Source organism: Bradyrhizobium macuxiense (genome assembly GCF_001542415.1).
GTDB classification, from domain to species: domain Bacteria; phylum Pseudomonadota; class Alphaproteobacteria; order Rhizobiales; family Xanthobacteraceae; genus Bradyrhizobium; species Bradyrhizobium macuxiense.
The window spans coordinates 1-5,571 of the sequence record NZ_LNCU01000027.1; the positions used below are offsets into that span (position 1 = coordinate 1).

General features: G+C 54.6%; 8 protein-coding genes. 7 read left to right on the forward strand and 1 reads right to left on the reverse strand.

Annotated elements, in window-relative coordinates:
- Positions 1 to 218: 218 nt before the first annotated feature.
- Positions 219 to 368 carry a hypothetical protein gene (locus AS156_RS42725; protein WP_160331048.1) on the forward strand — a complete coding sequence of 50 codons (150 nt, stop codon included), beginning with the start codon at positions 219 to 221 and terminating at the stop codon, positions 366 to 368.
- Positions 369 to 449: 81 nt separating this feature from the next.
- The gene (locus AS156_RS06170; protein ID WP_066501401.1) at positions 450 to 1,043 is read left to right on the forward strand and encodes a hypothetical protein; all 594 of its coding nucleotides are present in this window, start codon (positions 450 to 452) and stop codon (positions 1,041 to 1,043) included.
- 126 nt (positions 1,044 to 1,169) lie between these two features.
- Here the strand turns inward: AS156_RS06170 and AS156_RS43975 are convergent, their stop codons facing one another.
- On the reverse strand, positions 1,170 to 1,361 hold the full coding sequence (locus AS156_RS43975; RefSeq protein WP_066501404.1) for a hypothetical protein: 192 nt from the start codon (positions 1,359 to 1,361) through the stop codon (positions 1,170 to 1,172).
- Between the two features lie 128 nt (positions 1,362 to 1,489).
- Here AS156_RS43975 and AS156_RS06180 point away from each other — a divergent pair, with 128 nt between their 5' ends.
- The 5 genes from AS156_RS06180 to AS156_RS06195 all read left to right on the forward strand — a co-directional run bounded on the left by AS156_RS06180 (position 1,490) and on the right by AS156_RS06195 (position 5,563).
- A complete protein-coding gene (locus tag AS156_RS06180; protein WP_136626042.1) occupies positions 1,490 to 1,864 on the forward strand; it encodes a hypothetical protein in 375 nt (124 codons plus the stop codon).
- A 458-nt stretch (positions 1,865 to 2,322) separates the two neighbouring features.
- Entirely contained in the window at positions 2,323 to 2,634 is a 312-nt protein-coding gene (locus AS156_RS06185) for a hypothetical protein (RefSeq protein WP_066501412.1), read from the forward strand.
- Positions 2,635 to 2,709: 75 nt separating this feature from the next.
- Positions 2,710 to 4,776, forward strand: a complete 2,067-nt coding sequence (locus tag AS156_RS06190) for a phage terminase large subunit family protein (RefSeq protein WP_082747359.1) — start codon at positions 2,710 to 2,712, stop codon at positions 4,774 to 4,776.
- A gap of 173 nt (positions 4,777 to 4,949) precedes the next feature.
- Entirely contained in the window at positions 4,950 to 5,150 is a 201-nt protein-coding gene (locus tag AS156_RS41795) for a hypothetical protein (RefSeq protein ID WP_136626043.1), read from the forward strand.
- A 188-nt stretch (positions 5,151 to 5,338) separates the two neighbouring features.
- Positions 5,339 to 5,563 (forward strand): hypothetical protein, encoded by a 225-nt coding sequence (locus AS156_RS06195; protein ID WP_066500179.1) that lies wholly within the window; start codon positions 5,339 to 5,341, stop codon positions 5,561 to 5,563.
- The last annotated feature ends 8 nt before the right edge of the window (positions 5,564 to 5,571 follow it).

Here is a 5,571-nt window from a genome sequence, read left to right on the forward strand (position 1 = left end):
GTTAAGGTCGATGGCAGCGCGAACGTAAATGTGAATTTCAGCAACATGCCGAAAGGCACGCGAACGAGCGCGAATGTCAACGGTCTGTTCAAAGAAGCCCGGCTCAATCGCGGTCGCCCCATGGCGATGGCATCGCAGGACGCCTAGTCCTAAGACTTATACATCGTGACAACCCGGATGCGGTAGTCGTGATGATTACCGCAAACGGAGGCGCATCAATGATTGTTGTAATTCCGAACTACCTGCTCGTCGTCATTCTGGTGACGCTTGCAGCCATCGTTGTGGTTCTCAGGCTTGCCAGCTTATCGCGCTATGAATGGATCATGTTCACATCGTTCATGGCGTTGGCAGTTGCATTGATCCTGTAGCGCCCAAGTAAACCAACACTGACAAGACACGGCCAGCCGATTTGCTGGCCGTTTTCGTTTCTACGCAGGATCACGCAAATCATGTTTACGTTCAAAATCGATCTCGCGCCATTCGAAGAACAGGTAAAGCGCATGGATGCCGCAATCGATCAGATGCCGTTTGCGCTCTCGCGTGCGCTCAATGATGCAGCGAACGACGCTTACGAGTACCTGATCGAAGAGACATGGCCGAAAGCCGTCAAGGTCCGTAACGCATCATTCCTGCGATGGGCGATGAGAACTAAGTTCTCAACGAAATACGATCTCGAAGTCGAGATATTCGACAACACACCGGATCAACGTGCGCACCTTGCACTGCATGCCGAAGGAGGCGTTAAGCTTCCGAAGGGCGCTCATCTGATCGTGCCTACAGACAACGTGAGCCGTGGTGCGAGCGGTGTCAGGCAGAGCCAGAAGCCTGCCAACATGGTTGGCAAGGTCGTCAAAGGCAACAAAATCTATCAGGCGATCGGACGCGGCAAAACCAAGCATCTCAAGCTGATGTACGTGCTCGTACCTCGCACTCAACAGCCGAAGGACGTGCCTTTCCACGAAGACTTCGAGCAAATCATGATCGAAAGCTCACGGCGTCATTTCAAAGAAAGAATGATACAAGCCATGAGGTCAAGAAAATGACGGCTCTAACTGTTGAACGACTGAAAGAGATTTTGACCTACTCACCTAGAAGCGGTCTATTACCACATTCAAGGCGTCGATCGCCCGGATTGCGATAGGCTGGAAAATCTTCGCGAAGCAACCAACTCACAGAACGTGAGTAACCGTCAGCGTCGTCAACGCAACAATACTAGCGGATATGTTGGCGTCAGCTTCGATCACCGACTCGGCAAATATCGCGCTCACGTAGGGCACAACGGTCGTAAGCATCACGTCGGTTGCTTCAACACCGCCGAACAAGCCTTCACCGCTCGCAATGAATACGCCCGTCGCCTTCACGGCGAATTCTTCTCTGACGGGCAACGCTGAACGACTACCTTTTCCGGCTCATGGCTACCTTGCGACTACCCGATCGCAGCGCCAAGTCCGCATCAAACACATTCACCCACCCCATTGAGGAACACAACTTGAAACACCTTATTGCCATCACGGCAGCTCTCGCCATGCTCATCGCTGGCAGTGCTGCAAATGCCAACAGCAACGGTCCCGACCATGCTGACGGTCGCGGATACGGCTATAGTAGCTGCGCTGACTTCGGACGTGACTACCAGCGCTACGGAGACGTGTCGGAGCAATCCTATGCGTCATGGCTCTTCGGCTTCTGGAGCGGAAAGAATGCGGTACTCTCGTTTGAGGGCAAGCGCACAAAAGACCTTACGTCGATATCATATCTGCAGGTAAAGCAGGGCATGCGCCGCTATTGCGATCAGCATCCGCTCGCCTTCTACGCTGACGGTGCCGACGATCTCTTCGATACGCTCGCCGATATGCCGAAAGGCTGACAGCTAAACCTCATCATCACTCCCATCTCAAGCCCGGCCATCGAGCCGGGCTTTTCGTTTGGAGACTCGGAATTGAAGACCTCGCACGAAGAAATCTTTCAAAACGTCGTTCAGTGGCACCGAAATCAGGCGATCAAATCTCGCGACGATGGGCGTTTGCGCGACTCTGCAAGGCACTGGCGCATTGCCCGATACTTCGAAACCCATCACGGGTGTCCCGCCAATTGGGCTGACGTAGATCGCCCGTGAGCATTCATTCTAAACAGGGATCACATCACCATGTATGAGCTATATAACGTCAGCACTGGCGAACGCATTGCATCGTTTGCGGATAGCGATTTAGCAATTCGCATGTGCGAGTATTGTGCATTTAGCACTGGCCAAGATCACGCCGTAAAGATCACGGTGTGTCACGCTGTTGGCCATTGGCCCAAACAGACCGAAGAGTAGATCGCCCTATGACCAGCTACATCTTCGAAGCCTTGCCACTCGTGCAGCGAGACGACAGGCACATCGTTGCCGACTACGATAGTTTGGTTACCGCCTTCACATTCAACGAGGCGATGGCTGCAGCGCACGCAATCGCGGATGAAGATGCAGGCGTCGGCGTTGTCGGCGTCAACGTATATCGTTGTCCGTATGACCATACGCTTAGCTTGCATCTGCCCGGACAACCGGAGCGACTTGCTTATGTTGGCAAAGACCTTGTGTGGAGTCCGTTCTATAAGAGCTGGATCGTCGATACCGATCGATCGGAGCGGCGGAAGTAACCGCACGATCTAGATGGCCGCTGTAGGGCTCTACGGAGCTTCTACAGCGGTCTTTTTTGTTTATGAAGGATACCTATGACCGAGATCATTCAAGCAATCGACGAGGCTTGCGAGGCTTGCCGGTCGCACGAGCACATGAACCTCGTCGAGTGGTCGGAGCGCTGCAGATTTATTCCAGCTAAAACATCCGTCTCGCCCGGCCTTTGGCGCTGTTCAGCTCAACCATGCTGCTACGGTCCAATGCTTGCTGTTACATCCGACGATACGCACGCCATCACCGTGATGGCAGGAACGCAGCTCGTCAAAACCGAGCTGTTGATCAACGCTGCCTTGTACTACTGCGAACATGAACCAACCGCAGTTCTGTTGGTTCAGCCAACTCAGAACGCTGCCGAGAGCTTTTCGAAAGAGCGCTTGGCCCCTAGCATCGAAGCATCGCCAGTCCTTCGCGAGCTATTCGAGACCGGTGCGCATAATGATGCGAACACCATCACCGCAAAGCATGGACCGGGTTTCAGTCTTCATTTAGTCGGGGCGAACTCGCCTACTGACCTCGCATCCCGTCCTAAGCGCGTCATTCTCTGCGATGAGATCGATAAGTACCCGGTCTCGGCGGGTGCCGAAGGCGATCCCTTGAAGCTGGCCGAAGAGCGCGCCAGCACCTATAAAGCAGTCGGAAGGGCGAAGTTTGTGAGAACATGCTCACCCACGGTCAAGAATGAAAGCCGTATCGGTCGTGAGTATGCAGCCTCCGATCAGCGCCGTCTTTATGTCCAATGTCCCCATTGCTTCGAGCATCAAACTCTGAGCTGGGCGAACATGCGTTGGTCTAAGGATGAGGCTGGCGAACATCTGCCTGATACAGCGGCTATCTCATGTGGCGTCTGTGGCGTGCTCTGGACTGAGCGTGAGCGTATTGCTGCTCTTGATGAGCTGGCGACTGCTCCCGATCATGGGTGGCGTCAGACAGCAGAGTTCTCTTGCTGTGGCATCAAGCAAATACCGGTTGTTTGGAATGCGGAAGGTCGGTCACTCTGCAGCGAGTGTAATCAGCCGAGTCCGTATGCAGGCCATGCCGGGTTCTGTGTCAGCAAGTTGTACTCGAAGAGGCATTCACTCGCTGACGTTGTTCGCGAGTTTCTCGAAGCTCAGGGCGATCCTGAACTGTTGAGGAAATGGACCAACACTGCACTCGCCGAACTCTGGGAAGTGAAGTGTGGAGACGGTCTCAATGAGAATGCACTGATGCAACGCGCCGAACTGTACGACGGCGATAGCCTTCCGGAATGCATCGTCACCATCACCGGATTTGCCGACGTTCAAGACGACCGGTTGGAAGTGCAGCTCATTGCATGGGGCGCTCAGGAAGAGTGTTGGCCGTTCCGTTACGAAGTCCTGCACGGCGATCCTGCTCAGCCTCAAGTGTGGCTGGACCTCGACATGCTGTTGCGGGAGCGCTTCAAGACCGTTACCGGTCGCCTGCATATGATCGACGCTTTCGGTATCGACACTGGCGGTCACTTCGCCGCAGAGGTTTATGAGTTCTGCAAGCAACATCGAGGCCGTCGTGTCTTCGCCACGAAAGGCCGTGCAGGCAGTTGGCCCATCTGGCCCGGCAATGCGATCAAATCCAACAGCGGTCATAATCTCTGGATGCTTGGCGTAGATAGCGCAAAGGAAACGATCTATTCCCGTCTCAAGATCACACCGCCCGATCTTGGAGAGCGGAAGCCGGGCTATGTTCACTTCCCGGTCTCTGATCAGTTTGGACCGCTGTATTTCAAAGGACTGAACAGCGAACGACGGGAAACCCGCAAGCGTGCTGGCGTGACATACTCAGTATGGGTTCAGGTCGTTTTGAGAAATGAGCAGCTCGACACTTTCGTCGGCGCTCTCGCCGTCAGGAAGAGCCTGCCCGCACACATCCGTATGCAGACCGAGATCAAGACCGTAGCTCAGCGACCGCTACCGCCAGCTCCGATTGAGCCTGTACAGGAGCCTGTACAGCAACCCATACAGCGGCAAGAGATCGTTCACGGCGACGACGATGGATCGCGTCACTCAGCATTCGTGCAGCAACCGCAGAGGCGGCCGGGTTGGTTCAAGCCACGGTCCAGCGGATGGATGACAAATCGTCGCTGACTTGACAGCGAAAATTTAATGTTCGCCGGTCCTCGCATTGATAACGCAACCGGAATTGTCACTCACTTTACACACCATGAAAGTGTGGCTTGCACGTCCACGCTGCACCGACTTGCCAGTCCTGAAAAGCGTGCTCAGATTGCTGCCATTGGTTCAAACCGGAGATTACTTCAATGCTCATGATCAATCGTGACGAGCTTATTACCCGCATAATCGAAGCGTGGACCGGAACTCCTCGCGGCGAACTCTCAGCCGTCGAGGTTGTCGATAGCCTTGACGACGACGTTCGCGATCGGGCCGAACGCATGGTGGATGCAGCTCTCAATTTCATCGGCGAGGTTGCTGCAGGCGAGCGGCGGATTGTACTTCACTGACGACTTGCATTGATCCGGCAAGCGACATACATCGTGATCGTCGCGCGATCAGGTATCTTCCGCCATCAGAGCCAAGCCGTCAGGCATCGGGCCAGCAAAACGGAAGCCGCGACCTTCCCCAAATTTCACATTCTGCGACCGTGACCGGCCTTGAGCCGGTTCACGGCGCATGACATCGAGGATCATCAATGGCAGAGACGACTGCGGAGGTTATGGTTCACCCGCTCAAATACGATCGTAAGGCCAAAACCTACCGGATGCGGACACAGGCCGAGCTGCAAGCGGAAGCCGAAAAGATTTTAGTTCGGCGGGAGCGGAAGCAGCTCTATGCTCAACTCGACGCGGAAATTGATCGGGCAATAAAGCTTGGACTCGACGGCTTTGTATTTCCGGTCAAGTTGACTAATCGCTGAACTCAACC

Excerpts from the sequence above, each read along its gene's own strand:
- AS156_RS42725 (WP_160331048.1), top strand. The coding sequence starts at position 219 with ATGATTGTTGTAATTCCGAACTACCTGCTCGTCGTCATTCTGGTGACG.
- AS156_RS06170 (WP_066501401.1), top strand. The coding sequence starts at position 450 with ATGTTTACGTTCAAAATCGATCTCGCGCCATTCGAAGAACAGGTAAAG.
- AS156_RS06185 (WP_066501412.1), top strand. The coding sequence starts at position 2,323 with ATGACCAGCTACATCTTCGAAGCCTTGCCACTCGTGCAGCGAGACGAC.
- AS156_RS06190 (WP_082747359.1), top strand. The coding sequence starts at position 2,710 with ATGACCGAGATCATTCAAGCAATCGACGAGGCTTGCGAGGCTTGCCGG.
- AS156_RS41795 (WP_136626043.1), top strand. The coding sequence starts at position 4,950 with ATGCTCATGATCAATCGTGACGAGCTTATTACCCGCATAATCGAAGCG.
- AS156_RS06195 (WP_066500179.1), top strand. The coding sequence starts at position 5,339 with ATGGCAGAGACGACTGCGGAGGTTATGGTTCACCCGCTCAAATACGAT.